At 61.7% G+C, this 26,941-nt stretch carries 25 protein-coding genes; 3 read left to right on the plus strand and 22 right to left on the minus strand.

The window, feature by feature from the left end; translation table 11 throughout:
• Together D8U69_RS17315 and D8U69_RS17320 are read right to left on the minus strand one after the other, a co-directional pair.
• Positions 1 to 355, minus strand: a 355-nt coding sequence (locus D8U69_RS17315; RefSeq protein ID WP_130907791.1) for a transporter substrate-binding domain-containing protein, incomplete at its 3' end; no start/stop codon positions are given.
• 195 nt (positions 356 to 550) lie between these two features.
• Entirely contained in the window at positions 551 to 985 is a 435-nt protein-coding gene (locus D8U69_RS17320; protein ID WP_130907792.1) for a rhodanese-like domain-containing protein, read from the minus strand.
• Between the two features lie 99 nt (positions 986 to 1,084).
• On the opposite strand from D8U69_RS17320, the gene ftrA reads away from it, so the two are divergent.
• On the plus strand, positions 1,085 to 2,059 hold the full coding sequence (ftrA, locus tag D8U69_RS17325) for a transcriptional regulator FtrA (RefSeq protein WP_130907793.1): 975 nt from the start codon (positions 1,085 to 1,087) through the stop codon (positions 2,057 to 2,059).
• A 322-nt stretch (positions 2,060 to 2,381) separates the two neighbouring features.
• Here the strand turns inward: ftrA and D8U69_RS17330 are convergent, their stop codons facing one another.
• The 20 genes from D8U69_RS17330 to D8U69_RS17425 all read right to left on the minus strand — a co-directional run bounded on the left by D8U69_RS17330 (position 2,382) and on the right by D8U69_RS17425 (position 24,812).
• Positions 2,382 to 3,254: a CsgG/HfaB family protein gene (locus D8U69_RS17330; protein WP_056854531.1), complete on the minus strand. Its 873-nt coding sequence runs from the start codon at positions 3,252 to 3,254 to the stop codon at positions 2,382 to 2,384.
• Positions 3,255 to 3,285: 31 nt separating this feature from the next.
• A complete protein-coding gene (locus D8U69_RS17335; RefSeq protein WP_130907794.1) occupies positions 3,286 to 3,705 on the minus strand; it encodes a curli assembly protein CsgF in 420 nt (139 codons plus the stop codon).
• Entirely contained in the window at positions 3,702 to 4,091 is a 390-nt protein-coding gene (gene csgE / locus D8U69_RS17340; protein WP_056854533.1) for a curli production assembly/transport protein CsgE, read from the minus strand. Before csgE ends, D8U69_RS17335 begins: the two co-directional genes overlap by 4 nt.
• Positions 4,088 to 4,627, minus strand: a complete 540-nt coding sequence (locus D8U69_RS17345) for a type II secretion system protein (protein ID WP_130907795.1) — start codon at positions 4,625 to 4,627, stop codon at positions 4,088 to 4,090. The genes csgE and D8U69_RS17345 overlap by 4 nt, the downstream gene beginning before the upstream one ends.
• Complete coding sequence (locus D8U69_RS17350; protein WP_056854535.1) at positions 4,602 to 4,976, minus strand: type II secretion system protein; 375 nt, start codon at positions 4,974 to 4,976, stop codon at positions 4,602 to 4,604. The genes D8U69_RS17345 and D8U69_RS17350 overlap by 26 nt, the downstream gene beginning before the upstream one ends.
• A gap of 4 nt (positions 4,977 to 4,980) precedes the next feature.
• Complete coding sequence (locus D8U69_RS17355) at positions 4,981 to 5,454, minus strand: type II secretion system protein (RefSeq protein WP_056854536.1); 474 nt, start codon at positions 5,452 to 5,454, stop codon at positions 4,981 to 4,983.
• A gap of 2 nt (positions 5,455 to 5,456) precedes the next feature.
• Positions 5,457 to 7,289: a secretin N-terminal domain-containing protein gene (locus D8U69_RS17360; RefSeq protein WP_056854537.1), complete on the minus strand. Its 1,833-nt coding sequence runs from the start codon at positions 7,287 to 7,289 to the stop codon at positions 5,457 to 5,459.
• Positions 7,286 to 7,795: a hypothetical protein gene (locus D8U69_RS17365; protein WP_130906328.1), complete on the minus strand. Its 510-nt coding sequence runs from the start codon at positions 7,793 to 7,795 to the stop codon at positions 7,286 to 7,288. The genes D8U69_RS17360 and D8U69_RS17365 overlap by 4 nt, the downstream gene beginning before the upstream one ends.
• Positions 7,795 to 8,343: a GspMb/PilO family protein gene (locus tag D8U69_RS17370; protein WP_056854539.1), complete on the minus strand. Its 549-nt coding sequence runs from the start codon at positions 8,341 to 8,343 to the stop codon at positions 7,795 to 7,797. The genes D8U69_RS17365 and D8U69_RS17370 overlap by 1 nt, the downstream gene beginning before the upstream one ends.
• Positions 8,330 to 8,875: a PilN domain-containing protein gene (locus tag D8U69_RS17375; RefSeq protein ID WP_130907796.1), complete on the minus strand. Its 546-nt coding sequence runs from the start codon at positions 8,873 to 8,875 to the stop codon at positions 8,330 to 8,332. Before D8U69_RS17375 ends, D8U69_RS17370 begins: the two co-directional genes overlap by 14 nt.
• Position 8,876: 1 nt before the next feature.
• Positions 8,877 to 9,680, minus strand: a complete 804-nt coding sequence (locus D8U69_RS17380) for a hypothetical protein (RefSeq protein ID WP_056854541.1) — start codon at positions 9,678 to 9,680, stop codon at positions 8,877 to 8,879.
• Positions 9,661 to 11,367, minus strand: coding sequence for a GspE/PulE family protein (locus D8U69_RS17385; protein ID WP_130907797.1), 1,707 nt, complete (start codon positions 11,365 to 11,367; stop codon positions 9,661 to 9,663). The genes D8U69_RS17380 and D8U69_RS17385 overlap by 20 nt, the downstream gene beginning before the upstream one ends.
• Positions 11,368 to 11,451: 84 nt before the next feature.
• The gene (locus D8U69_RS17390) at positions 11,452 to 11,985 is read right to left on the minus strand and encodes a response regulator (RefSeq protein WP_130907798.1); all 534 of its coding nucleotides are present in this window, start codon (positions 11,983 to 11,985) and stop codon (positions 11,452 to 11,454) included.
• Between the two features lie 221 nt (positions 11,986 to 12,206).
• Positions 12,207 to 13,160: a peptidylprolyl isomerase gene (locus tag D8U69_RS17395; protein WP_130907799.1), complete on the minus strand. Its 954-nt coding sequence runs from the start codon at positions 13,158 to 13,160 to the stop codon at positions 12,207 to 12,209.
• Positions 13,161 to 13,173: 13 nt separating this feature from the next.
• Positions 13,174 to 14,724: an ABC transporter substrate-binding protein gene (locus D8U69_RS17400; protein WP_056854545.1), complete on the minus strand. Its 1,551-nt coding sequence runs from the start codon at positions 14,722 to 14,724 to the stop codon at positions 13,174 to 13,176.
• A 9-nt stretch (positions 14,725 to 14,733) separates the two neighbouring features.
• Positions 14,734 to 15,360: an SCO family protein gene (locus tag D8U69_RS17405; RefSeq protein ID WP_056854546.1), complete on the minus strand. Its 627-nt coding sequence runs from the start codon at positions 15,358 to 15,360 to the stop codon at positions 14,734 to 14,736.
• The gene (locus tag D8U69_RS17410) at positions 15,357 to 16,013 is read right to left on the minus strand and encodes an SCO family protein (RefSeq protein ID WP_130907800.1); all 657 of its coding nucleotides are present in this window, start codon (positions 16,011 to 16,013) and stop codon (positions 15,357 to 15,359) included. The genes D8U69_RS17405 and D8U69_RS17410 overlap by 4 nt, the downstream gene beginning before the upstream one ends.
• 12 nt (positions 16,014 to 16,025) lie before the next feature.
• Positions 16,026 to 17,978 carry a YncE family protein gene (locus D8U69_RS17415; protein WP_130906322.1) on the minus strand — a complete coding sequence of 651 codons (1,953 nt, stop codon included), beginning with the start codon at positions 17,976 to 17,978 and terminating at the stop codon, positions 16,026 to 16,028.
• 190 nt (positions 17,979 to 18,168) lie between these two features.
• Positions 18,169 to 23,997 (minus strand): manganese-oxidizing multicopper oxidase MnxG, encoded by a 5,829-nt coding sequence (gene mnxG, locus D8U69_RS17420; protein ID WP_130907801.1) that lies wholly within the window; start codon positions 23,995 to 23,997, stop codon positions 18,169 to 18,171.
• A 206-nt stretch (positions 23,998 to 24,203) separates the two neighbouring features.
• Positions 24,204 to 24,812: a lytic transglycosylase domain-containing protein gene (locus tag D8U69_RS17425; protein ID WP_056854550.1), complete on the minus strand. Its 609-nt coding sequence runs from the start codon at positions 24,810 to 24,812 to the stop codon at positions 24,204 to 24,206.
• Between the two features lie 205 nt (positions 24,813 to 25,017).
• Between D8U69_RS17425 and gspG the strand changes: the two genes are divergently transcribed.
• Both gspG and D8U69_RS17435 read left to right on the plus strand, forming a co-directional pair.
• Positions 25,018 to 25,455, plus strand: coding sequence for a type II secretion system major pseudopilin GspG (gspG, locus tag D8U69_RS17430; RefSeq protein ID WP_056854551.1), 438 nt, complete (start codon positions 25,018 to 25,020; stop codon positions 25,453 to 25,455).
• 14 nt (positions 25,456 to 25,469) lie between these two features.
• On the plus strand, positions 25,470 to 26,657 hold the full coding sequence (locus tag D8U69_RS17435; RefSeq protein ID WP_130906320.1) for a type II secretion system F family protein: 1,188 nt from the start codon (positions 25,470 to 25,472) through the stop codon (positions 26,655 to 26,657).
• The last annotated feature ends 284 nt before the right edge of the window (positions 26,658 to 26,941 follow it).

Raw genomic sequence — 26,941 nt, forward strand, 5'->3', positions numbered from 1 at the left:
CCTTCATCACGAAGCGCGCCGGGGTGTGGTAGTACTTGATGGTGAAATCGACGTTCTTCTTGCGATCGTCAGTGATGGTCATGGACGACAGGATTGCGTCGATTTTCTTGACCTTCAGCGCCGGGATCAGGCCGTCGAACTCTTGCTCGACCCAGGTGCACTTCACTTTCATCTGCTCGCACAGCGCGTCGCCGATGTCCACGTCAAAGCCAGTGAGCTTGCCGTCAGGGGTTTTCATCGAGAATGGCGGGTAACCGGCTTCGATACCGATGCGGATCGGCTTGGCATCTGCAGCCACGGCGGTCAGGGACAACATCGACAGTGCCAGGGCACCGAACATCACTAGCTTCTTCATTTATAACTCCTGTGTGCGGAGGCTTTTATTGGCAGCGTTCGGTCGCAGTTTGTAACTGACAAAAACCGAAGTGGCCGGCAGTCTATGGCGGCTTCCGCCACTTCAGTTATTTTGAAGCGACAAATAAATATAGAAAAAGACCGCGCCAGCTTTGCGTTGCAAGCGCTGGCGCGGTTTGCGATCTCCTGGATGGGATCAACATTCGCAACCGACCACATGGTTCACTGGTCGCGACGTCGCAACACTCAACGCAAACCCTTCATCCAGCCATCCGGTCACGCCGCCAATCATCTCCTTGACCGGATAGCCCAGCGCCGCCAGCTTCACTGCTGCCTTGTTCGCGCCGTTGCAGTGCGGGCCTGCGCAATAGACCACGAACAGGCTGGTTTTCGGATAGGCCGCAAGGTGCTCGGCGTTGAGGAGTCGCCCCGGAATATTGATCGCCCCGGGCAAGTGGCCCCGTTCGAACGCCAGCGGCCCCCTCACGTCGACCAACACAAAATCCACCTCGCCAGCCGCTTGGCTGCCGTGAACGTCAGAGCAATCGGTTTCAAAGGTCAGGCGGTTACTGAAATGCATGAAGGCAATGGCCGAAGGGGCGGCGGGTATTGCGCGGACCAGGCTGGTCATAGGTTTGCTCCTGAGTGTCGTGGGTGTGAGCAGACTTTATCTGCCGGCCACTTGCGGCTAAAGTGGCGCACAAGACACTCACCGGGAACTTTCCGCCAAATGCAGCCCACCCCTGGATTGGTCGCGATCCTGGCCTACGATGGCCTCTGCACATTCGAGTTTGGTATCGCCGTGGAGATATTCGGCCTCGCGCGCCCGGAGTTCGATTTCCCCTGGTACAGCCACCAGATCGCCGCCGTCGATCAAGGCCCCATGCGCGCCATGGGGGGCATACAAGTACTGGCCGATGGCGGCCTGGAACTGCTGCAGCAGGCGCGGACGATCATCATCCCCGGCTGGCGTGACCGCAACGCAACCGTGCCCGATGCACTGCTCACCGCGCTGCGCCAGGCCCACGCCCGGGGCGCTCGCTTGCTGTCGATCTGTTCAGGCGTATTCGTACTGGCGGCCACCGGCCTGCTCGACGGCCGCAGCGCTACCACGCACTGGCGTTACACCCGCGAACTGGCGGAACGTTTTCCAAATATCCTGGTGGACCCGGACGTGTTGTACGTCGACTCGGGCCAGTTGATCACCTCTGCCGGCAGCGCGGCCGGCATCGATGCTTGCCTGCATCTGGTGGCGCGGGATTTCGGTACGCAGGTGGCCAACGCGGTGGCACGACGCCTGGTGATGTCACCGCAACGCACCGGTGGCCAGGCGCAATTCATTCCGACACCGGTCAGCCCCACCCCGCGCAGCGATCTTTCCCGCGTCATGCAGTGGGCACGCGAGCGTTTGCATGAACCGCTGGAGGTCCGCGACCTGGCCAGCGAAGCAGCCATGAGTGAACGCACATTCCTGCGGCGCTTCACCGAGGCCAGCGGTCAGTCACCGAAAACCTGGCTGCAACATGAACGTCTGGGCCGTGCGCGGGAGTTGCTGGAGAGTACCGACCACAACACCGAGCAGATTGCACTGCGCTGTGGTTATCGTTCGGTGGAAAGCTTTCGGGTGGCGTTTCGCAGCGTGGTCGGGGTGCCACCGTCGGTGTATCGGGAGCGGTTTGGCCGGGAGATCAAAGCCATTTTGTGAGGTGGCCTGTCATTTAGGGGATCTCCAGAGAACAGTTTTTTGTACACCCGAATGGTTCCCGTTGGTTGACAGGCCGCCATCGCTGGCAAGCCAGCTCCCACTGTGGATCCCGGTGTGATCGCGATTTTCGACCAATGAAGATCCTCTGTAGGAGCAAAGCTTGCTCGCGAAGGCGATCTCAAGGACGCCATCGCCGGCAAGCCGTGCTCCTACAGGTGATGGAGTGCAACTGGCAGAGATTGGTCGGCTGTCAGGCCGCCATCGCTGGCAAGCCAGCTCCCTCAGGAGAACACCAACCCAACAGCCCGAAAGCCGCCTCGATTTACTCGTCCGAACCCTCACCTTCAGGCGTCACCTTGTTCTGGGTCAGATAGCGCTCAAGCGTCTCATTCTGCGGCGGTGCGGAGTTGTCCCCGGCCACCTGCCACATCTTGCGTTCGATCCCCTGTGCCAGCAAATGCCCCACCGCCGCTTCAATCGCCGACAGCACACACAACTGTGCCGGTTCGTTGGTGGTGTAGCCGACCTCGGCCTCGAGCAGTTTCTTGAACTCGATGAACTTGAACACGCCGGCGCTGCGCCCAACGGAGTAGATCGTCTTGCTGGTCATCACATTGGCCAGCACCTGCCCACTGCGTACGTCCACCGCCCGCAGATTCACCGTGACCTGGTCGACCCGATACTCCCGGGAAATATCGATGCCCAGGTAGCGTGCCCCTTCCCCGCCGCTCTTCACGTTGGTGTCGTAGGCGATGATCCCGCCTTCAAGCATCATGTTCGCCGCTTGCAGCGGTGGCAGTTCAGCCTGGATGTTTACCGGCGTGTTCGGTTTTTTCTGCGATGCGCGGATGATCTTGCGCTCGGTCAACAGGTTCTGCAGCCCTTCTCGTTCCAGCACCACGAACCAGCCGCTGGCCTGCATGGCGTCCATCAACATGCTCGCCGCCCCCTGGGTGACGCTGGTGGAGAACGAGCTGGCCGGGGTCGGTTTGTATTGTCCGGTCTGGTCACGGAAACCATACACAACCGCCATCAACCGGCCTTTGGGTCGCGGCATGTTGATCAAATCGTAATAGGTCGACGCCCGGGGTGTCAGGGTCGGCGTTTCGGTGTCCTGCTCAGCGCCAATCGGCTCGCGCAGGCTGCAGCCTTGAAGTGCTGCCAACAGCATCCCTAGCAAAATCAACTTTTTCATGTCCGTTGCTCCCCGTCAGCCCAAATGCCCGTCAAGGGGCGAGGCCATTAACCTTGATTTCCGACACTTCACCGGTCGCTCGATCCGTCACTTCAATCGTCAGTTGCCCCGAGTCGTCGAGGACGTTGACGATAAAAGCGTCTGTGGACAGGCTCCCCGTATTGCCGGTGGAGATGTTGTCCAGCAATTGCCCCAGCAACCGCGATTGCAACTGGCTGCTGAAGCGTTCCAGGGCCGAGGTGCCGGTCAGGGCAGCGCGGTCCTTCAAGTCAGGGTCGTCATAATCGTTTTGCGCCTGGGCGTTGTTGAGCAGCCAGGTGCCGTTCAGCGGGTTGCCGCCAAACGATGGATTGATCGGTGTGTAGACCAACTCCGTGGCCTGGACCAGACCGCAACTGCCGAGGCCGAGCAAGCACAAGCCACTGCGCTGCAAGAACGTTTTCATTTTCATAGTTCGTCCCTCTCAAGGTCCGTGGTGTCCTGCAACAAGGTTTCCAGCTTGCGCTGGACAATCTGCCCGCGTACCCAGTCGGCGGCGGCATAGGCCTCGTCCTTGAGCTCGACGGTGTTCGGCGGCAGGAAGCGCCGATAAACCAAACGCTGTTGAAATTCCACGGTCACCAGGCTGCCCCAGCGAGCCGAAGGTCGTTCGCGAACCACCAGGTTGAAATCCATCGGGCTGGTGGCGCGCAGGCGTTCACTGAACGAATAGTAAAAGTCGTGGCCGATGTGCGAGATCGTGTCGTCGATGATGAAACCGAGCATTTCGTCCTCTTCGCCAGCCGAGGCGGCAGAGGTGCTCAACACCAGGATCAAGGCCAGGCAGAGTCTGTTCATGGCTGCAACGCCTGTGGCTGTTGCGACTGGCCCTTGGCCGGGCCGGATGTGCCATCGAGGAAGGATTTCTCGGCCACGAATTGCCAGTCCTTGTAACTGGCCATGCCGCTGAAATCCGACCATTGACTGGGAAAGTCCGCCTGTTTGAGCGGTTTGTCCGTGGACGGGCTGCTGATGCCAGTGATGCGTCCGTCGAAACCGCGCATCAGGAACCATTCGCCGCCGCCGATCGGGTCCGGGTACAGCTGGCGGATGTGGTGTTTGGCATTGGGGAATCGCTCGTCCTGCAGCAGGTCGGCGAGTTCCTTCGGGTACTGTGCCAGGCCAGGCGAACTGCGGTAATAGCTACGCAGCGCCTGGGCGTACTGGGTGCCGACCCACAGCAACTGGCGCTCGCGATCACGCCGCGAAGCGGTGGACCACAACTCGCCGGCACTGGCCAGGCCCATGCCCATCACCATGATCAGAAACAGCACCCCCAGGTAGGTGAAACCGTCCTCTGCCGCAGGCTTACCACTCGGAATAAAGGCTGCCATCACGCGCCCTCCCTGTGGCACCACTTTTGATATCGGCAACCCCGCCGGCCACGCCGTCCGGGGGGGCAACCATGACCCAGGCGTCTTTGCGCTCGACAATCGGGTCCATCGGCGAGTTGCGCAGATAACGCTGCTCGACCAGTTGTTCGATGGAATCCGGATAACGCCCGGTGTCGCCGTAGTAGTGATCCAGCGCCTCGCGCATGGCCGACAGGCTCTGGCGCAAAGTGGTCTCTTTCGAGGCCTCCAGGCTGTTGAAATAGCGCGGCAAGGCGATGGTCATCAGCGTCGCGATGATTGCCATGACCACCATCAGTTCCAGTAGGGTAAAGCCCTTTTGCCGGCGCATATGTTCACCACTCCCGGTACGCGATGCCGTTGAGGCCTTTGCCGCGGGCCTTGGAGTAGACGTCAAAGACGTCCTGCCCGTCCCGCGGGTTTTCAGCGGTGCTGTCGTAGGAGCGCAAGCCCCAGCCGCCTTCGTCGTCACGCTTGACCGGCGCCAGAGGGTCGTGGGGCACGCGCCGCAGGAAATAGAACTTGGCCCCTTTGGCGCTGCGCACATCCCGCACGCCTTCAACCAGCACTTGCAGGTTCGGCGGGTAGCCGTTGCTGTTCAGCGATTTCTCGATGTAGCCGGCATCGAATGCACGCTTGTAGGCATCGATGGCGTCGCGGATCTGGTACAGGGCGGTACGCAGTTCCTGCTCTTTGCCCCGACGCACCACGGTCTCGGTCAGCGGTGCGGCCATGCCGGCCAGCAGGCCGATCAGGGACAGCGTCACCACGACTTCGATCAGGGTAAAACCGCGTTGCGAGGCGTTCATGATCAAGGCTTCCCGACGGTAACGGTGGTGGCGATCGGTGCGCTCATGCCTTGGGTGCGAACCTCTTCGACTCCGACCTTCGAACGATCCGGCGCCTGGATGTGCATGCTGGTTTCAGTGCCGGTAGGGAATTCCATGTCCGACGGGCTCTGGTACGGCAGGTTGCGCACGATCCGCGGGGTGATCGACAGCACCAGTTCAGATTTACTGACGTCATCCTTGTTGCTGCCGAACAGCCGGCCCAGGCCAGGAATGTCACCCAGGCCCGGGATCTTGTTGCCGGTGCTGCCATGGTCGTTGCGCATCAGGCCGGCAAGGATCTGGGTTTCGCCGTCATGCAGGCGCAGCGTGGTCTGCGCGTTACGGGTATCGACCTGCACCGGAATCGTGCCTTGGCGGGTCGGCTCCAGAGGTGTGGCGTTACTGACTTCCAGGGCGACCTTGATTGCCACTTCGTTGTTCAGGTGCACGGTCGGCTGCACTTCCAGTTTCAAACCGACATCGAGGTAAGTCACGCTTTCGGTGATCACCGGTCCCTGAGTCGACGGCACCGACGTGGCGCTGATGATTGGTACGCGTTGACCAATGTGGATGCGCGCCTGCTCACGGTTACTCACCCGGATGACCGGGCTGGCCAGGGTGTTGATGTCCTTGTCCTGGGCATTGATCTTGGCCTGTGGCGACGGAGAGATCGTGATGCGGCTGGAGTTGATGCCCTTGAGTTGATCGAGAATGGTCACCGCCGAGCCATCGCTGTTGACCACGCCGAAGGTGTTCGGCCATTGCAGGCCAAGGTCGAGGATGCGCTGGGTGGCGACTTCCATCACTTCCACTTCCAGCACCACTTCGGGGTTCGACTGATCCTGGGATTGCAGGAGTTTCTCAGCCATGCGAATCGCGTCGCCGCTGTCGCGCATGGTCAGGGTGTTGAGGCGCTCATCGACGAACACGTCGCGGGTCTTGAGCATGGTCTTGATCATGTTCAGCGCGGTGTTGGCATCGATGCTGGTCAGGTAGAAGGTGCGCATCACCAGCTCTTGGTAATCCTTGAGCTTCTGCGGTGAGTCGGGGTAGATCAGCAGGGTGTTTTCGTTCACCACTTTCTGATGCAGCTGGTTCTGTTGCAGCAGCAGTTCCACCGCATCTTCGATACGCACGTCGCGCACGAAAATCGTCGCTTTCATGTCCGGGCGCAGGTCTTTGTCGAAGATGAAATTCAAACCGGCCACCTGGGACAGCACTTCGAAAATGGTCTTCAGGTTGGCGTCACGAAATTCCAGGGTCACCGGTTTGTCGAGGCGAGTACGCAGTTGCGGATAAGGAATCACGTTGCGACTCTGCACCAGGCGGATATTGCCTTGCAGCTCCAGCGCGCCTTCATTGTTCGGGTCCAGTTCGAGGATCTGCCGCACCTGGCGCTCGGACCCGTACACGTCGCCCCGGCGCAGGTCGCCGCGGGCCAGTTCGAGCTTTTCATCGAGGCTGCGCATGTGTTCGAGCTGACGCAGGGCGTCCTGGGCGCGACGGTTGTTCGGCTCGATGGTCAACACTCGGCCGTAACCCATGCGTGCCGAAGCGAAATCACGTTGCGTACGGTCCATGTCGGCCTGGGTCAACAAAGCGGTGATCGCGCGGGCTCGGGCACTGTTGAGCGCAATGTGCAGTTCGGTGTCGCGAGGGTTTTCGCGCAACCCTTCCTCGATCCGTGCCAGGCCGGCTTCGTACTGCCCCTGTTCGATCAGGTCAGTGGCTTCCTCCTTGGCAACCTGCGCCGAACTGCACGCGGCCAGCCCTGCACAGAGGCAAAGGCTCATCAGCAAACGGGATTTGTTCATTGCGCGCTCCCCACAGACAAAGTCTGGGACAAATGCAGAGGCAAATAGACCAGGCTCAGTTCCAGATCGGAAATCCCCTCGATCTTCCATGTGTCGTCGATCACATCCCCCTTGCGCACGACGTAGATTTTTTCGCCGTTCTGCAAAAACACTTGCAGGTCAGTGCGATCATCCATCCGGCCAATGAACTGGAAAGGCATCGGCGGTGCAGTGGGGGCCTGCACGACCGGAGCAACGGTGACGGGTTTTTCGGTGACACTGGCCAGTGATGGAGCAGCCTTCCAGCTGCGGGCGGCAAACAGGTCGCCGGCCGGGCTCAGGTCCTTGATCGGCGCAGGCGCGGCGGAGGCTTTTGCTGTAGACGACGCCTTGCCTTTGGCTGGTGTGGCAACAGCGGCGACTTCCACGTCACTGTCGTCAGCCTGCTTGAAATACTCGGGCAACCAGGTCAGTGCCGCGGCGACACCGAGAAAGGCCACCCAACCCACCACGCGCTTGTTGTTCATCATGACCTCGACAGGTAAAGGGTCATGCGGATCCGACCAGTGAGGTCGGTGTCGGCGATCTTCTTGCGCTGGAACTCCACGTCTTCGATGACCACCGCCGGCAACTGCCCCAGCAAGGCGTGCAGGAAGCGCCGCAATTGCGGGTAGCTGCCACGCACCGGCAGCAGAATCTGATAGCGCGCCAGGTGGGTTTTCGGATCGATGCCCAGCGAGTATTCGCCACGGGCCAGGGTGATGCGTTCCACGGTGGCCAACGCGTAGATCTTGTCGATGGCGACGGTAGCCTGCGGCTGGGAGGGCAACTTGCTGCGGAAATCATCGAGCTGACGCTGCGGCACCACCGGCGCGGCCACGCTGCCCTCCTCGACCTTGGCCAGATATTCACTGGCTTCCCGGGTCTGCTGGCTCAGGTGCTGCAGTGACTGCCAGTCCGGCAGCAAACCGGCCAGGCCCCAGGTCAGTGCCACCACCAGCAAGCCAAGTCCCGCCAGGCCCGGCGCGCCCAGGCTTTGCAGGTATTCGTGGACGATCAATCTAGGGATTTGCATCGCCAATCTCCCAGGTAGCCGACAGGTTGAATTGCACCGGGTGCTCCGGCACGTTGGCGACGATTTCGTGGCTGAGCAGCGACACATCGGACAGCTCGTCGCTGGCTTCGAGGCGGCGGTGGAAGTCGAGCATCGCGTCCAGGTCCCGCGCCTCGGCGCTGATCCTGACCTGGCCTTTGCGGGCGTCCGGGGTCAGGGTCAGCAAGGCGATGTTGTCGCGGGGCATCGATTCGAGCGTGGCGAACAGGCGTTCCCATGGGCGGCGCAATTGCTGCGAAACCTTGCGCATCTCGGCCAGGTTTTGCGCCTGTTCGCGGGTTTCGGCCGGGGTCAGGCTGACCTTGCCGCCGGTGTCGCCGGTGAGCACACGTTGTGCGGTTTGCAGATGACCCTGCTGTTGCTCGGTCTCCCCGCTCAGGTGTTGCTGAATCAGTATGCAGCTCAGCGCCAGCACCACGCCCCCGGCCAGCAGGCTCCAGCCCAGAGGGCTCGAACGGCGTCGCGGTTGAAAGTCGAGCATCAGCGGGCGCATGTCAGGCCACCGCCCGGGACATGACGTACAGGCAATCGCGTACGGCAGTCCGGTCCTCTTCAAGGGTGCGCAAGTGCACACCGGGCACGTCAGGATGCGAGTCGATGCGAGCCGGTGCGTGCAGGTAGACATTCAGTGGCCGTTCGCTGGCGCAGGCCTGCAATTGGCTTTCGCGGCCGATCAGCGCGGTCAGTGCCGCATCGCTGTCGCTGCTGCCCACCGAACGCACCGCCGTCCAGCGACCTTCGCGGGCCAGCAGCATCACGCTGCGCACCGGCTCGGCGACGACGAACAGGAAGTCGCCGGCATCGAAGCTCTTATCGAAGCGGTTGAACGCCGCCATCAGGTATGGCTGTACCGAGCGCAGACGCAGGCCGCGGCCACTGGCCAGCGTCCGCAGGCGCTCCAGCAAGTCTTGTGGCAGCGCGGTTGCGATGCGGTCGTAGCCGGCCGGTTCCGCCGAGAGTACCAGGCTCCAGGGCTGGCTCGGCGCGCCATAGAGGTCTTCGAAACACAGCTGGGCAAATCCGCGCAGCTCATCGGGGCTGCTGATCTGCTCGCTCCAGGGCACCAGGCAAAAACGGCTGAAGTGCCCGGAAACCACCACGGCCAACTCCGCACCGGCACGGGTGTGTTCACCCAGCAGACGGTCGAGGGTTTCCAGGGCCACGGCCCAGGCAAGGAAACCTTCATCGATGAAGCCGACGCTGCCAAGCCACAGGGTTTCATTGCCCCGCCGCTGGCCGAGGCCGACACCACTGGCGCCGAGCACGGCGACATAACGCTCACGAGATAAAAGTGACACGATTGATCTCCTCGAGCGTGGTTCGGCCTTGTTGCACCAGTTCCAGGGCTGACTCGCGCAACAGGCGCAAGCCACGTTTGCAGGCATGCGCCTTGATTTTCGCAATGGGTTGGCGCTCGACGATCATCTGCCGCAGTTCGTCGTCCAGGTGCAGCAGTTCGGCAATTGCACTGCGCCCGCGGTAACCGGTGCCGCGGCAGTGACCGCAACCCTTGCCGTGGACGAACTGGTAGTGAGCGACCTGCTGTGGATCGAGACCCGAGGTCTCCAGCTCTTCTTCGCTCGGCACATACGCGCTGCTGCAACTGGTGCAGACCAGGCGAATCAAGCGCTGGGCCAACACCGCATTGAGGGCACTGACGAGGCTGTAGGGATCGATTTCCATTTGGGTGAAACGACCGATCACGTCGAATACGTTGTTGGCGTGAATGGTGGTGAACACCAGGTGCCCGGTGAGTGCCGATTGCACGGCGATCTGCGCGGTGTCCGGGTCGCGGATTTCACCGACCATGATCTTGTCCGGGTCGTGACGCAGGATCGAGCGCAGGCCGCGGGCGAAGGTCAGGCCTTTCTTTTCGTTGACCGGAATTTGCAGCACGCCCGGCAGTTGGTACTCGACCGGGTCTTCGATGGTGATGATCTTGTCCACGCCGTGGTTGATCTCGGTGATCATCGCGTACAGCGTGGTGGTCTTGCCGCTGCCGGTGGGGCCGGTGACCAGCACCATGCCGTAGGGCTCGGCGGCGAGGCGGCGCAGTTGGCGCAGGGTTTCTTCTTCGAAGCCCAAGGCTTGCAGCTGCACGCCGCAGACTTTGTCGGCCAGATCCTGTTTGTCGAGCACCCGCAGCACGGCGTCTTCACCGAAAATGCTGGGCATGATCGACACCCGAAAGTCGATCTGCCGGCCACTGATGCCAATCTTGAAGCGACCGTCCTGGGGCACGCGTTTTTCACCGATGTCCAGCTCGGCCATGACCTTGACCCGGGAGATCACCTGTTCGGCAAACTCATTGCCCTGGATTTTGCTGATGTTGTTCAACACGCCGTCGATGCGGTACTTGATCACCAGACCGCTGCCGGTGGTGCCCAGGTGGATATCGCTGGCGTGCATTTTCAGCGCGTCGTACAGGGTCGAGTTGACCAGCTTGACCACCACACTGGAGTCTTCGCTGATGCTGGTCAGGGACAGGCTTTGCAGGTTATCGATTTCGGCGCCGGTGTCGCTCTGGGCGTTGAGCGATTCCACCGCGTGGAAACTCTCCTCGTGGCGCGCCAGGTAGGCTTTCAGGTCATCGGCATGCACCAGGTACAGAGCCGCGCCATGCAGGCAGTCGTCGATCCAGGCCAGGCGCGCGCTGTCGAACGGGTCGGCAAACACGCCGATGACTGCGTCGTCGTAATGCAGCAGGGTGAATTCGCGCTTGAGGCATTGAGCCAGGGTGACCCGGTCGAAAACCGGCTTGGATTGAAACAGGCTGTCGGTGTCGAGCACCGGATAATGCAAGGTGGCGCCGAGGCATTGGATGAAAGGCATCGGGGCCAGTTCGGACAGTTGCCCAAGGGCATCGAGCATGCGTTCGCCGGAAGCGGCAGCCAGAACCCGTGCCTGGGCCAATTGCTCACTGGTAAACCGGGCCGGCACACAGTCCAGCGGCGCAGCATCGACGACAAGTGATAGACGGTCCATGGCTTGCTCTCCAACGCCCGGGGCTTTGAGCCCTGTCGGCGCGGCGAGCATTTTCGGCGGGGGCCGGAACGTCTTGTCGCGCCACTACTCCCCGGTGAGCAATTGTTCGTCGTCTGGCGCTGTGGCGGCCGAGGAACTTCGTCGGCGATCAGCTAGCACCCAACTACCGTCGTACAACTGCAGCGGGAAACTTTCGGTCCTGCTCTGGCGTCGTTCGACGAATCCTTCGGAAGCGCTCGTACCTGCTCTGGGTTCTCGCCCCCTGCCTAGAAGATCCAGCACTGCCCGGGCCAATTCCGCCAACGGAAAGGGTTTGAACAGGATGTGGCTGACTCCCAGTTGCCGGGCCCGTTCGCAAACTTCTGCGGTGGGATGCCCTGTGATCAGCACAAAATGACACTTCCTGTTATGGCGGACGGCATCGAGCACCTGAAAGCCTTCCATATCGGGCAAGCGGTAATCGAACACCATCACATCGGGTGCAAAATCGTCAGCTTCAGCGATTCCTTGTGCACCGTCGTGAGCAATCCGGACGTCCAACTCTTGCGCCTGCAGGTAACCCTGAAGGTTTTCAGCAAGAAGTTGTTCGTCGTCAACAACCAGTACTTTGTTTAACAAGGTGGACTCCTTGAAACCGCAGGTCCGAATACCGAGCCTGATGGAGTGCGCGCCTTGATAGGTCTAACGCACACTTCATGCCAGGCTGAGCGCCGGTAATTTTATGTATTCATGTCCTTGAATTTAAAAGCAATGCCTGTTCGTCCACATACCCCACCCCCCAAAAGCGGGGAAAAGCGAACGCAGGTGCATTGATGCTTTTCCCCACTGTTGGGGAATGCTCAATCGTCGTCAATCCGTTCGATTCGATTGCTGGAACGCAGCTGTGCCAGCACCTGCAGACGAGCCTGAACCTGTTTCTGTCGGGCAAGGTAAGCCCGAACCATGTCAAGTCCTTGCTCTTGTGTGACATCGGCTGCCTCCATTCGGTTCTGTACATAAATCAGATGCCATCCCACCGCCGTTCGCACCGGCTCGCTGACGGCGCCCGGCGCCAGGGCAAACGCTGCCGCGTCGAACTCCGGCAGCATGCGACCGCGTGCAAAGTAGCCCAGATCACCGCCATCGCTGGCCGAAGCGTCTTGCGAACCGGTCCGGGCGACGCTGGCGAAATCTTCACCCTGAGCGATACGCGTACGCATTGCCTCCAAGCGTAGTCTCGCAGATGAAACAGTGGAAGCATCCGCACCCTGAGGCACTTTGATCAGGATATGCCTGGCCTGCACTTGTTCAGGTCGGTTCATTTCAGCGCGATGCTCGGCAAAAAACGCTTGCACCTCCTTCTCGTCCGGTTCGCTGACTTTGGTCAGATCAGCAAACATCTGCTGGGCCGCCAGCTCGCGGCGGGTGTATTCGATGTAGGTCGCCTCATTGAAACCGGCGTCCTCCAGGCGTCGGGCGAACACCTCGGCACCGCCGAAGGCCTGACGCGTCTGGTCGACCTGATGTTGCACCGCGGCATCGCTGATCACTACGCCGCGCTTGACGGCCTCCTGCCAGAGCAGTTCCTTGTCGATCAAGGCATCCAGGGCGGCCTTGCGCAATTGCTTGTAGGCCTTGGGATTGCGGATGCTGCCCAGCGCACGGCCCTGATCTTCCAGGTATTCGGCGAAATAACGCTCCAGGCGCAACTGGGAAATTTCCTCGCCATTGACCCGTGCCACGGCCGGACCATTGCTGCAAAACGCAGCGGGAACCCATAACGTCAACAGGACCAGCAAAGTCTTGAGTTTCATGTTCGGCCTCCGGTCAAGGCATGGCGGCGATGGGTTTGTACGGTGCAACCAGATAAAAGCGTTGGTCGGGCAGATCCACGGTGACGATATGGGCGCCGCTCAGGCCCAGGCGGCGACCCGGTCCAAAGCTGATCAGCGGGGTCAGACCGGTATCGAAGTCATGCAGGCCTTCCAGGGCGCTGACCAGTTTCTCGCGGCTGGCATCGCGCCCGGCCTGCTTCATGCCTTCGCTGAGCAACAGCATCGAGCTGAAGGCGCCGACCTGCATGACCGCGTGTTCACCACCGAGCTTCTGCCGTTCGCGCAACTGGGTCAGAGCCAAACGGCCGGCAATCGTCCAGTCGCTGGGCACGAATGGATAGGCCAGGAATACCCGCCGGGAAAAACCGCTGGGCACTTGCAACAAGTCACCCGCGACCTGGTTCGACGCGGCGAACAGGTAAGGCACCTGCCCCGCTGTTTGCAGGCGCTCGGCCAGCCGACTGAAACCGCCGCTGCTGCCCAGGTAAAACACCGAACGTGAGCCCAGGGGCAACTCGTCCTGGGCCGATTCGTAGGGTTGCAGGCGCACTTTCTGCCAGGCGTTGTCTTGCAGGTATTGCGCGAGTTTTTCCGCTGCCAGACGCTGACCGGGTTCGTCCGGATAGGCGATCAGCGTCGGGCCTTGCAGCACCCGCAAACTGGCGGCGGCATAGTTGGCCAGGGCGATCATCTGTTCACGAAGCCCCGGCAGAGGCTCGAAGATCTGCCGGCTGATCTGGGCCGAGCCTTGCAAAGACAGTGGTCCTATCAGCGGCACACCGGCCTGTTCCAGGCGCGGCACCAGCTCACTGTCCAGCGCTGGCACCAGCGGTGCAATCAGGGCGAAGACCTGTTCCTGCTCGATCAATTGGTCCAGCGCCTGCTCGGCACTGGCACGGTCCGGTCCTGGATCGAGAATGGTCAGGCGTAACTGTCGGCCGTGGATCCCGCCGGCTTCGTTGATCCGCGCGACACTGCCGCGCAGCACCGCCGCCACTGTGGCACCCTCCTCGCTCAAGGCTCCGGTGCTGGGCAGCAAGGTGCCAAGATGCAGACTGTCCGGGCTCAGTCCCGGATCACGATCATCGGCCAGGCGCTTGAGGTACGCCGTGAGGTTGCGTTGGTCATTCATCGACAGCACGAACCGCGGCATCGCCGGGTCCAGCCGATTATTGCCCGGGTCTCGCCCTTCCTGGATCGCCCGGGTCAATGTCCCTTCGGTATACGCCGGGTAAGCGCGGCCGTTGATCTGCTGCTGGCCATAAGTACTGGTCAGCCGCGACCAGCTGAGGTCCGGCGGCCGTACTCCGCCTTCAGGTCGCCCCAGTCCATCGCTGCCGTGGCAATTGGCGCACGGCAGGCTGCTGGCCGGCAACAACACGCCGGAAGCGCCGACCCTGGCCATGATCGGCTCACCGCTCGCCGACACACCCTCGCGGTACAAGCGCTTGCCCGCACTTTCACTCGGGGTCAGCGGCAACGCGTGGGCGGCGCAACTGAGGCCACTGAGGATGAACAGGCCGAGGATGAGGGCGTTTTTCATGGCGCAGGCTCAACGGCCAGCCACGGGCATTGTCAGCAACTGCAAACGCTGGGCAATGGCGGCGGCCGGGGCATCAGGACGGATTTTACTCCAGCGTTTGTTGGCCACATCGCCGACGATCAATTGGGTGGAGTGCTGCTCGGGGCTCGGTATGACCTGGCCGATGCGTCCCAGAACGAGGTCCATTTGCGCTTTGTCGCCGGTAAGAAAAAGCCAGTGGGGCCCATCGACGCCCTGCTTCAAGGTGTAAGCCTTGAGTACCGCCGGTGTATCGCGCAGCGGATCACTGGTAAGGGAGATGAAGGTAATGCCGTCCGCCTTGTCGCCCAGCACTTCGCGTACTTCCTTGAGCTTTTGGGTGATCAACGGGCAGGCATCGTTGCAACTGGTGAAAATCACATTGAGCAGCACCACGCGGTTTTGCAGGGCGTCGCTGTAGAACCGCAGTGTGTTGCCGTTCTGGTCCTGCAACGGCGTGTCGGTAAACCAGGTTTTCGCATCCCTCGTGCCACTCGCCGGCGGCGCCGCGGCTGTCGCGCTTGCCGGTTCCGGTTGCTCATGCCCCTCATGGGAAAACGCCGGGATACTGCTCATGCAAAAGCAGGCGGTCAGGACCATCAAGACGAACGCTCTCATGGCTGGTGCTCCATGGCGATGGCGGTATGTTTGGCATGAGCATTGCGCTCGCCGCTGAGTTTCTCGACTTCACGGCTCAACACTACCGGATCGGTGAAGCCGTAATAGCGGGTCCAGTGGCGACTGTTGCCGTCACCCACGAGGATCAAGGGTTGGTGATTCTTGACGTCGCCGCTGAACGAGCCCAGGCCCTTGAGCGTGTCGTTGACTGATTGCGGTGAGCCGGTCAGCCAGCTCCAGCCGGGGCCCTTCTGGAACGTACGGGCGTAGTCGTTCAGGCGTTTGGCATCGTCACGTTGCGGGTCGATGCTGATCGATACCAGTTGCACCTCGGTGCCGACCCGCGCCCCGAGCTGTTTCTGCACCTTGCCCATGATCGAGGACACCACCGGGCAAACTGTGGTGCAGCTGGTGTAGATGAAACTCATGACCACGATCTTGTTGTCGACCAGGTCTTTTTCCAGGCGCACGGTCTTGCCGTTCTGGTCCACCAGCGCCACGTCGGCGAACTTGACCTGGGCGCGTTCCGAGCTGGCGCTTTTGGCCGCCATGCCGTGACCGGCGTGTTCATCGGCCGAGTGCGCCAGGGCCTGACCAATACCGACGGCCATCAGGCAGAGTGTCAGCAATCCATGTTGAGCTAATCGGTTCATGTCGATGTCCTCTCAATGAGCTTCGCCGGGGATCACCCGAACACTGGCAAATGTCTGGTCGCCGAAATTCGCCCCCAGCGACGCTGCACGCACGTGCAGGTACCACGCACCGTTGTGGTCGAGAGTCACCGGGGCTTCATAAACCCCGTTGCCGACATCCAGTGCCGCGACCGTCTCGGGCCGGGACGAAGGCGCCAGGAAATAGCGCACCTGCACGTCCTTTACCCCACTGCGAAGTGCCTTCTGCTTGCCTTCGACGATGCGAAAACGCACAACGTAGGGGCTACCCAGTGCGGCAGTGGTTTTGTCGAGCAGGAACTCCACCTTCGCGGCGCCCATTGATTGAGTGAGCGCCGGGTTGGCCTGCACGACGGTGTTGAAGCAATGGATGATGTTCGGCTGATTGAGCAGGAACGCCACGTCGAAGCGCCCTGCCGCTGGCAACTGGATCCGCGCGCTGTACAGCCCCGGCTCGACTTCGCGCAGGCTGCGGTCAATGACCATCGCCGCCCGCGCCACTTGCCCGCGGTTGGGGTAGCCGGACATCGGTGCGTTCATGCCTTCGGCGTAGAAGTACGTGGTGTTGTCGGTCGGGTTGACCACAAACACCGCGTTGTCGTCCCGCGACACCGCCAGGCTCGACGCCAGTGGCAGGTCACCGGCCAGCCGTGGCGGCTGCGGTCCGGCTTCGAAACCCTGGGTGATCGGCTTGCGGCCTTCGCCCAGGGACGCCAGGTTGATCATCGTCACCTTCGGCGAAGCCAGTCCGCGGATATAGGCGTAGGCCTTGGTGAACACCACTTGATAGGGCTCGGCGGATACATCCATTTCATGGATCAGCGCGTCGTTGGCCGCATCGATCACCGAGGCCTGGTTCTCCAGGGTGTTGAGCACGATGCCGAAACGGCCATCCGCGCTGAAACCCATAGGGCCGAGCCCCTGCTTCAGCTTGATCACCCGGCGCACCGACTGGCTGCTGGCATCGACCACAGTCACCGTGCCGTCCTTGCCATCGGCGACATAGGCTGCGCCGGACAGCGGCGAATACACCACCGACAACGGGTGCGAGCCGGTCTTGAGCTGTTTGATGATGCTCAGGCTGGCGATGTCGATAATGCTGACGGTGCCGTCGTCGCGGTTGGTGACGAACGCAAAGCGACTGTCCTTGCTGAAGGCGATTTCATGATGGCCGCCACCGGTGGGCAAATGCTTGAGGGTCTTGAGGCTGAGGGTATCGATCACCGTGACCCCGGATTGCTCCGCATCCTTGGCATTGTTGCCGACCCACAACAGGCGCTCGTCCGGTTGCAGGGCCACGCGCACCGGGTTGCTGCCGGCCGCGACTGAGTCGACCACTTTGAATCGTTCGCTGTCGATCACTGCGACTTCACTGGCGGCCGGCATCGAGACAAACACCCGCTTGTTGTCCCGCGGGGTGACCCAGTCCATCGGCGGTTGCTTGATATCAATGCGGGCCATGGTACTGGTGATGCCGCCCACCGACACCGACGGATCGACCACCGAAACGCTGGCGTCGCGGTTCATCACCAACAGGAAGTAGCTGTTGAGGTCGAGCAGTGGTCGCGCGCCGATGTTCGACTTGAGGAACACACCGACCCGAGCCTTGCAGCTCTGATCGCGGCCCTGGGCCTTGTCGGCGGCCACGGCTTCCGGGTCCAGCCAGGCACCGGGGGCGACGCCCGAAAGCGGTTGGCCGGAAGCCTTGTCGGTCACGCGAAATTGCACGTCGGCGAACTCACCCTCACGCAATACGCCATCATCGGCCAGCGGCCGTACCTGCAAGGCCACCGAGACGCCGTCTCGCTCAAGCGTCTGGCCGGTCCAGGTATCGGGCAACGCCACTTCGCTGAGCAGGGTCGGTGGCGTCGTGCGCGATACCCCGAACCAGATCAATGCCCCTGCGACAGCGAGCGCACAACTGGCCAACATGATGGTCCTGCTCATGACAAACTCCCCTTCAGATCCTTGTCTGCCTATCCAGCCTACCTACCCTTGTGGCGAGGGAGCTTGCTCCCGCCGGGCTGCGCAGCGGCCCCAAAACGTTTGCAGTCAATGCAGATTTTGTGAGTGCTTTGCACTCAAGCGGGAGCAAGCTCCCTCGCCACAGGTTGTCATTTCTTGCTCCCTCTCTCGCTCACGGCGCAGGCGCCGGCTCCGGCTCGTTGGTTACCCGCAACAACCCCCACAACCCGGACGTGTTGCCATAGGCGCCGTAGTCGCGGAACAGGTAGTCACCCGGTATCGCGTTGACGCCCCCGGCGCTCGGCAACATGAAGCTGAAGTGGGCTGCCGGCAGCACGCTCTCGCGGGCGCCGATGTACATCGACATCGGGTTGTAGCCGAACTTCACCGACCCCACGCCTGGAGTGCCCATTGGATAGCCACCGGTATCGCTCTTCTCCGACAGGAACGGGTTGGTCGACCAGACGTGACCGTCAAGCTGGAACGTCGTGCCGCGACTGCCGCCGGTAGGCATCAGGATGTGCGTGCGGAACGGCTGCCCCGGCTTGGCGTACAGCACCGGTGTTTGCGGATCGCCGCCCACCAGCGCATTGCTGTACGCCATGTGCGCATTGACCATGTCGCCGTAGCCCGCACCATCGGCATGCCCGAACGGTGCATCCGGGGCCAGGCCGAAGCGGTACCACATCGGTTCGGTCTTGTAGTTGATGGCCATGCTGGAGTTGTCCTGCGGATCGGTCGGTACGCCGAACCCTTCTGCAGCAATCCCCTCCACCGGCCGACCGTTGGCCCAGCGAGTGTTCAAGGCTTTCTGCCAGACCATCGCAAAGTCACGATAGGTGGTTTGCCCTGGCGCAGTAACCGTCGCATTCACTTTGCGCGTGTCGTCAACCCAGGTGGCACCCATCGGCAGGATGCTCATCGCAGCGGCCAAGCCTTTTTGCGACTGCTTGATCACATCCGCCGGGGTGAAATTCAACCCGCCGAACTCCACCGCCGTGGCGTTGATGTTGTCGACATTGCGCCCCAGTTGAGTGATCGGTTTGCCTTCACGCTCCAGGTGCCCGGCGTAGTACTGATAGGTACGGGTCGGGTAGGCACCGCTGCTGCCGACACGCGGCGGCACGGTCTGGGTCGGGTTGGCGCCGACGTTGGTGCCATCGGATTTGGTGATGTCGTACGCCAGCAACTGCGCGTGCAGACCCACGTGGCTCGACGGCCGCATCAGGTTGTTGCTGAAGGTGGTCGAACCGGTGCCGCTGTTGCGATCCCGTTTGACCATACCTTGCATCACCGCGGTCTGGGTCAGGTCCGGCATGACGCTTGGCAGACGGTTTTCCAGGGTGATGTTGATGCAGTCACCGGCCGCTGCGCGCAGCACAAGGGGTTCGACAGGCACACCGGGTTTGAGCTTGCCAGTGGTTGGGTCGAGGTCAGCCTTGCGCACGTAAAGGATCGCGGTCGGGTCATGCAGCGGCCCACTTTGCCCGCCGATGGTGATCGTTTCACCATCTTCGGGGTCGACCACGGTGACTTGAGGAATGCTCACCGGCCGCGAGTTGAACACCAGGGTGCCGCCCGCCGGATTCAACGGCCCGCCGACATGTTGGCCGAGCCCCGCCGGATCACCGATGGTCAAGCCCAACGGATTGGTGAGAATGTCGTTGGCCAGCGCCGCAACCACTTCATAGTTGCGTTGCGGGGTTGGCCGAGTGCCAATGCCATTGGGGTTGGCGCCATAGCGTGGGCAGATGCCCTCGAACGCCACGGTGTTGCGCATGCCGGTCGGTTTCGCATTGTTCGGCAACGGGAACAGATCGCTGCGTTGCGCCGTGTAGTTGCGCATGACACCCCAGATGCCGCTCCAGTAGCCTTCGATCGACGCATCCATCGAGTACAGGTAGTCACCCGTGGTCGCCGCCGAACTGGACAGCATCGATACCGGCGCAATGAAGCCCATTTGCTCGGAGATGCCGATCATCTGCGACGCGCGCCAGCCGGAGTTGGAGCTGGTGCCGAAACCGGAGCCGCTCTGCAACCACTTCACGCCGTGCAGGGTGACGTTGTGCTCCTCTTCGTGACCGCCGGCATGCACCCGCAGCCGCACGTTGTCGCCGGTGTAGGTACGCAGCATCGGGGTGAACGGATCGCCCGGTTCGGCGCCGCCCTTGTTGATGTGCGGCGGGAACAGCGTGGTGCCGCCCGTCGGGCCGGTGGCTGCGGTGATCAGGTTCGGTGCCAGGTTCATCGCCGGGATCGCACGGTCGGTACGGCTTTGCATGGCGTACGCCAGGTCGCCGCCGAGGCCGTCGGCCTGCATGCCGCGCTTGCCGTCAGGGCCGACCTTGTTCGGGTCGTACACCCGCAGGGCCAGCGGTTCGTTGCGGTAATTGACCACGAACATGCCCGGGTCATCCACCGAGATCGCTTGTGGGCATGGCCGGCTCGGGCAGCCAGGCACCATTCCACCCTGCACTTCGATAATGCCGTCCAGCAGGGTGCTGGCGTTGTTGCGCACAGGCGGGTTGATCGCGTAGCGGAAGCTGTCGGCGGTGGCCGGGAAGCTTTGCGCATCCGGTTTACCGTCCGGCCCGGCGCCCACGTAGACACCGGCTTCATAGGCGTGCTGGAAGTCGCTGTACTCGAGGAAGAACTCACGGAAGCTGTCGTTCTTGCCGTCGCCGTCCAGGTCGCCGGTCGAGATTACCGCTTGCCATGATGTCGGCCCGCCGTCCTGCCGCGCACCGCTGTACAACGGCTCGCCGGTTTCAGCATGGAACCAGGTCGAGCCTGCCGGTTCAGCGAGCACGGTGGCGTACAGGCCAATTTGCTGGTGCGTCGATGGGCCGAGGTGGTCGTGGGTGAAGATGGTGCCCAGGCCACGGTCGACGCCCTTGGCGTTGACCACGGGGTCGACAAACCAGCGTTGCATGGCCGTCCGCGCTCCCACCCAGTCGGCCCGGCCGAATTGGCCGAAGAACGGGTGGTTCTTGGCTTTCGGACACGCCGGGGTGCCGTCACGCGGATCGGTGCCTTCGCACTGGTTGAACTCACGGATGGCGAGGATGCGCTCCTGCACGGCGCCAGGGGAAAGTACGCCGTCCTCGTAGTTCCAGCCGTTGGCCGAGCCGTCTGCGGCGGTCAGGTCCCACTTGGGCAAGTGAATGTGCTGGCCGATCACGTCGGTCGGCGTGCGCACTTGATAATCGTCCATCTCGTAGACAGCCGGCACCAGGTTGGTTTGCTGGTACTGCACGCAGTCGAAGGTGTTCATGCGCATCACCAGAGGCTCTGGCGGACGCTGCTTGGTGATCACCGGCCAGGCGTCTTCCCACAGCGCCAGGATGCGCGCTTGCGGGAAGTGATAGCCGACCTTGTTGTACACCGCGTCGAACTGGATGTTCGCCGCTTTGTAGACCCGAGGACGATCGGCAGTAAACGTCGAGGCGCCGATGAAGGACATGCCGTCGAGGCGCTCGCCACTGGCGAACTCACCGGTGCCGGCGCTGCTGGTCAGGCGTTTTTGCCGGTCATCCATGCAGGGTTCGTAGTACGGCGCGCCGGCCACCGGCAAAGCGCCGTTGGTGCGGAAATTACGCGACACGATCTGGTTGCCCGGCAGCAAGGCGTAGCTTGGGTGGTCTTTTTTCGCATGGAAGGCCATGGCTGCCTGTTCGACTTCCGTGCCCTCTTCTGGCAAGTACAGCGGTTTGGCACGTTTGACTTCCTTGGAGAAATCCAGGGATGTAGTCACGGTCTCAGCCTCGCCGCCAGCGGAAAAACCGTCCAGCGAATGACGTCCCAGGCCACCGTCCCAGCCACCGGACTGATTAGGGTCGAGGTTTGCCCACAAGGCATTGCCCGAAGACTTCAGGCTCTGTGCCGTGGCGGCGTCGAGCATGTCCAGCGGCGGAGTCGGCGGGCGTTGGCCGACCGAGCTTTCCATGCCGCCGATCCAGAACGGATAGCCAGGATTTTTCAGGGTGCCATCAGGGTTGCGGTTGGCTTCGCTGCGATCGACCAGCGCCAGCGAACCGATGGCTTGCGCGCCGCCGCTACCGCCGTGATGCTCGCCGTCGTCGTCCGCTTCTTCATCGTCGTCATCGTTGGCGGCCACCAGGGTTTCGCCGATTTTCGGCACAACCGCGACTTTGCCGGGCATCGGCGCCATGGCTTTGCCGGGCAGTGGCACCACGGCCGGGATTGGCGTGCCGGCAACGATTTCACCATCGGGCAAGGCCCGTGCACCTGCCGCAGGTTTGCCGCTGCGCAGGGCGTAGGGTTCGCTGTGGAAACCATCGTCGCCTTGTTGCGACACTTCGAGTTTGGTGCCCTCTTCAAACACGTCATGCACGCGCCACATGGCCCACATGCCCTGAGCAAAGTGCGGGTAGAAGTGGCAGTGATAAATCGCATCGCCTGCGACCCGGTTACGGTTGCCCGAACCGCCGTTGGCGATCTCATAGGTGTAGCCGGCACCTGGGCCGATGCCCTGGGCATCCACGTAGTCCGAGTTGTCGTCATTGGGGTTGAACAGCCACTGATGCCCGTGCAGGTGGAAAATGTGCTGCTCGTGGCCATTGTGGGTGTTGCGGAATTTGACGAAGTCACCGATGTAGCTGTGGTTGACGTTGGATGGCTCGGACGGGTACAGCGCCATGGTGGCCTTGACCCCGATCTGATCGGCGTTCGGTGTTTGACCGGGGGTGATGCCTTCCAGGCCGGCGTTGGCCGGAACGTCCACCAGCATGGCCACGTCGCCCACGGTGTGGGAGCTGAGGAAGAATTCTTCATAGGCACAGGACAGGCAATCATGCATCGGCCCGACACCCAGACGGTTCGCCACGACTTCAGCCCCCATGCCACCGGAACCATAGTTGATCATGAACGAATCGCGGGTCGGCTCCAGCACGTGGGCCATCACCGGGTCGGCCCAGTAAGCGGGGAAGGCCTGGGTCGCGGCGGTTTCATCCTGGAACTGTGAGGCGAAATCGCGGAACGGTTCCAAGCGGTTGGGGATCGCCGGGTTGCGCTTGCCTACGGCTTCCAGCGGATAGGTCGAGGACGGGAAACTGCCATCGGCGTTGCTGCCCATCACGATCGCGTCGCTCTCGCTGGAAATGATTTCATTACCGTCGACCATATTGATGATCGGTGTGCCGGCCTTGCCTTCACGGATCCACGGCTCGCGCTGCGGGTAGCGTGCCTGGTAGTCGACGATCGGCTGGCCGGTCGGGGTGCGCCCGGTACTGGCCAGGCGCATCTCTTCTTCAGTCACGGTATTGCGATAGGTGCGACCGCCCTTGGGTACCACGACCACTTGACCGAACAGACCATTGGCGACGTTGCCGGCCGCGCCTTCACCACCGAAGGTCGCGCCACGGCTACTGGCCGCGAACACCCCCTCACGCTCGGCGTACAAGGTATAGGAGCGGGTAGCGCCGGGCGCGATCAGGGTGTTGGCGTTGCGCCCGGTGAAAGAGGCGATGTCATCAATGCTGTTGACCGCCTGCATGCCATTGACCTGAAAGCCCACATGGCGGTCGGCGACCTGTTCGTCGACTTTGAATTGATCGGTGTTGCCAGGATTCCCGCTGCCCTCTTCTTCCTCGCCCTCGCCACTTTCGTGAGAACCGGGGTTGGCCTGATAGGCCAGCAGGTTTTGCAGATTGATGGTCAGGCAGTCACCGGCGGCGACCCGCAATACCAGCGGACGCGGGCGTTTGTCAGGCCGCAGTGAAACCTTGCCCGGCACCGCCGCGCCGCCCTGGGCCAATGAAACGTCATGGTCATCGACCACATCGCGACGCAGGGCGAACATCATGCCATTGACGTTTTGCGCACCCAGGCGGTTGAACATCAGGGGCTGGTCCAGCGCCACGACGTTGGCCACCAGGTTACGTTCACAGCGCGCAGCCGCTTCGGCAAACTCGATGCCCAGCATCGAAGCGAGCAACAGCAACCAGGGAATTATGTGGGGAACGCGGTAAATGCCGGACATGATCTCGGGCCTCACTGTGGGTGCTCACAGGGAATAGTTCTCGACAAATCCCCTTCAGCAATCTGCATGCCATAAAAAATTCTTTTGTTTTTCAGTCCCTTGCGTTTGTCACTTGATCCAACGGGGGAAATCACCCAGTTATTCCCCACTTTTTCGCCGGGGCCACCATGCCCCAATGTCGGGGAAAACCGTCCCGGGGGTTTCGCTCATAGCGGCGCATCCGCTGCCAGCCCCTGCAAACGCCGGTACTGGCGCAAGACACTGGGCACATAACGTTGGGTTTCGGCGAACGGCGGGATCACCCCGCCACGGCTGAGCACCGCTTGCGGACCGGCGTTGTAGGCCGCGACGGCAAGGGCGATGTCGTTGTCGAACAGCGTCATCAGGCGTTTGAGATAGCGGGCGCCGCCCTGGATGTTGGCCTTGGGGTCATAGACATCCTTGACCCCCATTTCCCGGGCCGTGTCGGGCATCAACTGCATCAGCCCACCGGCGCCCTTGGGCGATACGGCGCTGGCGTTGTAGCTGGACTCGGTCTGGATCACCGCGTGCAACAGCGCCGCCGGCAGCTGGTTGTCCGTGGCCGCCGCCGCCACCAGTTCGGCATAGGGGCGGGCGGCGATCATTTGCGGTTGCTGATCGAGGCTGACAACGGCCGCCTCGGCTTCACGAATCACCCGTTCATACTGGCGCCCGGGGCGGTGGACGTTGGACAGGACAAAGTTGCCCTTGGCGTCCACGGAGACGAATACATCAGCCTGTACGGTGCCGGTCAGCAGCAACAAACCGAGCATTGCTGTGGTGAGATTCTTCATGGTTCTGTCTCCCCTGCCCGGCCCCGAAAAATGGGGGTAATGCCCCAATGGCCGGACGTTTATCAGCCATACGCAAGCACTGTGCCGAAAGCGCGAGAGGCCGTATTACGGGGGTTGCAGAAGGAAGGCAGACCTCGGGCAGACCTTTGCATGGCAATTGCATAAGCCCTTGTTGCGACCCTTCTGCCGACTGTGTGAGGTCATCATGAAACAGTGTTCGCGTGTCTCTGCCCCGCGTGCTCAACGCGGGTTCACATTGCTTGAACTGTTGGTGGTGCTGGTGGTGCTTGGGCTCTTGGCCGGCATCGTCGCGCCGAAGTATTTCGCTCAACTGGGGCGTTCCGAAGTGAAAGTCGCCAAGGCGCAAATAGAAGGCCTGGGCAAAGCCCTTGATCTTTATCGCCTGGAGGTCGGCCACTACCCTTCGACCGAACAGGGCTTGCAGGCACTCGTCAGCGCGCCCAGCGATGAAACCCGCTGGACCGGCCCGTACTTGCAGAAAAAGTTGCCGCAGGACCCTTGGGGCCGTAACTACACCTACCGCTATCCCGGCGAAAATGGCGAGTACGACCTGTTGTCGATGGGCAAGGATGGCCAGCCCGGCGGCGAAGGCGAAAACGCCGAAGTCACCAGTTGGCAATGACGGACATGGCGACCATGCGCTTTCACCTCAAAGCAGTGGGCAAGGCCGGTGTGGTCACGATGACCGTGGAAGCGCCGGGGCACAGCGAAGCGCGACGCATCGCCGAAGACCAGGGCCTGCGGGTGGTCAGCCTGCGCGCCGAGCGCCATTGGCGGGCCTTGCGCCTCAAGCAGCGCGAAACCTTTAACCTGGTGTTGTTCAGCCAGGAACTGACCACGCTGCTCAATGCCGGCCTGCCGCTGATCGACGCGCTGGAAAGCCTGGCGGAAAAAGAGTCCGCGCCACAGGCCCGTAAAACCCTGAGCGAGTTGGTGCGCCTGCTTTACGAAGGCAAATCGTTCTCTCAGGCATTGGGCCAGTTGTCGGCGGTTTTCCCGCCACTGTATGTGGCGCTGGTGCAGTCCAGCGAGAAAACCGGGGCCGTGGGTGAAGCCCTGGGCCGCTATGTCAGTTATCGGCAACGCATGGACGAGGTTCGCCAAAAGATCATCAGTGCGTCGATCTACCCCCTGCTGTTGTTGGTGGTGGGGGGCGGCGTGGTGTTGTTCCTGATGGGTTATGTGGTGCCGCGCTTCAGCCTGGTGTTCGAAGGGCTGGGCTCAAACCTGCCTTGGTTGTCACAGATCCTCATGAGCAGCGGCATGTTCCTGCACGCACATCAGGGCGAATTCTTTGGTACTTTCATGGCCTTCATCGTTGCCCTCGCCCTGCTCCAGCGCCAGCCGTCCTTTCGCCGAGGACTGGATCGCCTGATCGAAAAGCTCCCGGCGGTACATCAGCGCATCTTCATGTATGAGTTGGCCCGTTTCTACCGCTCCCTGGGCATTCTGCTACAGGGCGGCATTCCCCTCGTTACTGCCATGGGCATGGTCCGCAATCTGCTGACTCCCGCCTCCCGCGTACGCCTGGACCAGGCCTGCGAGCGAGTGCGCGAAGGGCAATCATTGTCGGCGGCGCTGGAACTGAACCACCTGGTAACGCCGGTATCCCTGCGTTTGCTGCGTGCCGGCGAACAATCCGGCAACCTCGGCCAGATGATGGAGCGCAGTGCCGACTTCTACGACGAAGAAATCAGCCGCTGGATCGAATGGTTCGTGCGGCTGTTCGAGCCGTTGCTCATGACGTTTATCGGTTTGTTGATCGGGGTGATCGTGATTTTGATGTACATCCCGATTTTCGAGTTGGCCTCGAGCATTCACTGACCCCTCTGGAACGGGCCTGTTGGCCCGTTCCCTGGTTTGTCGACGGACTGACTGAATAAATCGCCGCACTGGCGTGTTCACCTTCTGAATATGGCAGCACGTTGCAATGTTCATCCACGCTCCAATCTGAACAAGAAGACGGAGAACGACATGCACATCAACAAGCTTTTACTGGCAGTAGCTATTGGCGCGGTTTTGTCGGCGTCTACCGTACTGATCCCGGACAGCTTTTCCGGGGTATCAAGCGCTCAGGCAAGAGATGGTGGTAGTGGCGGCGGTGGCGG

It is taken from the genome of Pseudomonas sp. Sample_16 (assembly GCF_004307665.1).
Taxonomy (GTDB): Bacteria; Pseudomonadota; Gammaproteobacteria; order Pseudomonadales; family Pseudomonadaceae; genus Aquipseudomonas.

Bases quoted from the DNA above. Each gene is read 5' to 3' on its own strand.
- D8U69_RS17320 (WP_130907792.1), bottom strand. From the start codon at position 985: ATGACCAGCCTGGTCCGCGCAATACCCGCCGCCCCTTCGGCCATTGCC.
- ftrA (WP_130907793.1), top strand. From the start codon at position 1,085: ATGCAGCCCACCCCTGGATTGGTCGCGATCCTGGCCTACGATGGCCTC.
- D8U69_RS17330 (WP_056854531.1), bottom strand. From the start codon at position 3,254: ATGAAAAAGTTGATTTTGCTAGGGATGCTGTTGGCAGCACTTCAAGGC.
- D8U69_RS17335 (WP_130907794.1), bottom strand. From the start codon at position 3,705: ATGAAAATGAAAACGTTCTTGCAGCGCAGTGGCTTGTGCTTGCTCGGC.
- csgE (WP_056854533.1), bottom strand. From the start codon at position 4,091: ATGAACAGACTCTGCCTGGCCTTGATCCTGGTGTTGAGCACCTCTGCC.
- D8U69_RS17345 (WP_130907795.1), bottom strand. From the start codon at position 4,627: ATGGCAGCCTTTATTCCGAGTGGTAAGCCTGCGGCAGAGGACGGTTTC.
- D8U69_RS17350 (WP_056854535.1), bottom strand. From the start codon at position 4,976: ATGCGCCGGCAAAAGGGCTTTACCCTACTGGAACTGATGGTGGTCATG.
- D8U69_RS17355 (WP_056854536.1), bottom strand. From the start codon at position 5,454: ATGAACGCCTCGCAACGCGGTTTTACCCTGATCGAAGTCGTGGTGACG.
- D8U69_RS17360 (WP_056854537.1), bottom strand. From the start codon at position 7,289: ATGAACAAATCCCGTTTGCTGATGAGCCTTTGCCTCTGTGCAGGGCTG.
- D8U69_RS17365 (WP_130906328.1), bottom strand. From the start codon at position 7,795: ATGAACAACAAGCGCGTGGTGGGTTGGGTGGCCTTTCTCGGTGTCGCC.
- D8U69_RS17370 (WP_056854539.1), bottom strand. From the start codon at position 8,343: ATGCAAATCCCTAGATTGATCGTCCACGAATACCTGCAAAGCCTGGGC.
- D8U69_RS17375 (WP_130907796.1), bottom strand. From the start codon at position 8,875: ATGCGCCCGCTGATGCTCGACTTTCAACCGCGACGCCGTTCGAGCCCT.
- D8U69_RS17385 (WP_130907797.1), bottom strand. From the start codon at position 11,367: ATGGACCGTCTATCACTTGTCGTCGATGCTGCGCCGCTGGACTGTGTG.
- D8U69_RS17395 (WP_130907799.1), bottom strand. From the start codon at position 13,160: ATGAAACTCAAGACTTTGCTGGTCCTGTTGACGTTATGGGTTCCCGCT.
- D8U69_RS17400 (WP_056854545.1), bottom strand. From the start codon at position 14,724: ATGAAAAACGCCCTCATCCTCGGCCTGTTCATCCTCAGTGGCCTCAGT.
- D8U69_RS17405 (WP_056854546.1), bottom strand. From the start codon at position 15,360: ATGAGAGCGTTCGTCTTGATGGTCCTGACCGCCTGCTTTTGCATGAGC.
- D8U69_RS17410 (WP_130907800.1), bottom strand. From the start codon at position 16,013: ATGAACCGATTAGCTCAACATGGATTGCTGACACTCTGCCTGATGGCC.
- D8U69_RS17415 (WP_130906322.1), bottom strand. From the start codon at position 17,978: ATGAGCAGGACCATCATGTTGGCCAGTTGTGCGCTCGCTGTCGCAGGG.
- mnxG (WP_130907801.1), bottom strand. From the start codon at position 23,997: ATGTCCGGCATTTACCGCGTTCCCCACATAATTCCCTGGTTGCTGTTG.
- D8U69_RS17425 (WP_056854550.1), bottom strand. From the start codon at position 24,812: ATGAAGAATCTCACCACAGCAATGCTCGGTTTGTTGCTGCTGACCGGC.
- gspG (WP_056854551.1), top strand. From the start codon at position 25,018: ATGAAACAGTGTTCGCGTGTCTCTGCCCCGCGTGCTCAACGCGGGTTC.
- D8U69_RS17435 (WP_130906320.1), top strand. From the start codon at position 25,470: ATGCGCTTTCACCTCAAAGCAGTGGGCAAGGCCGGTGTGGTCACGATG.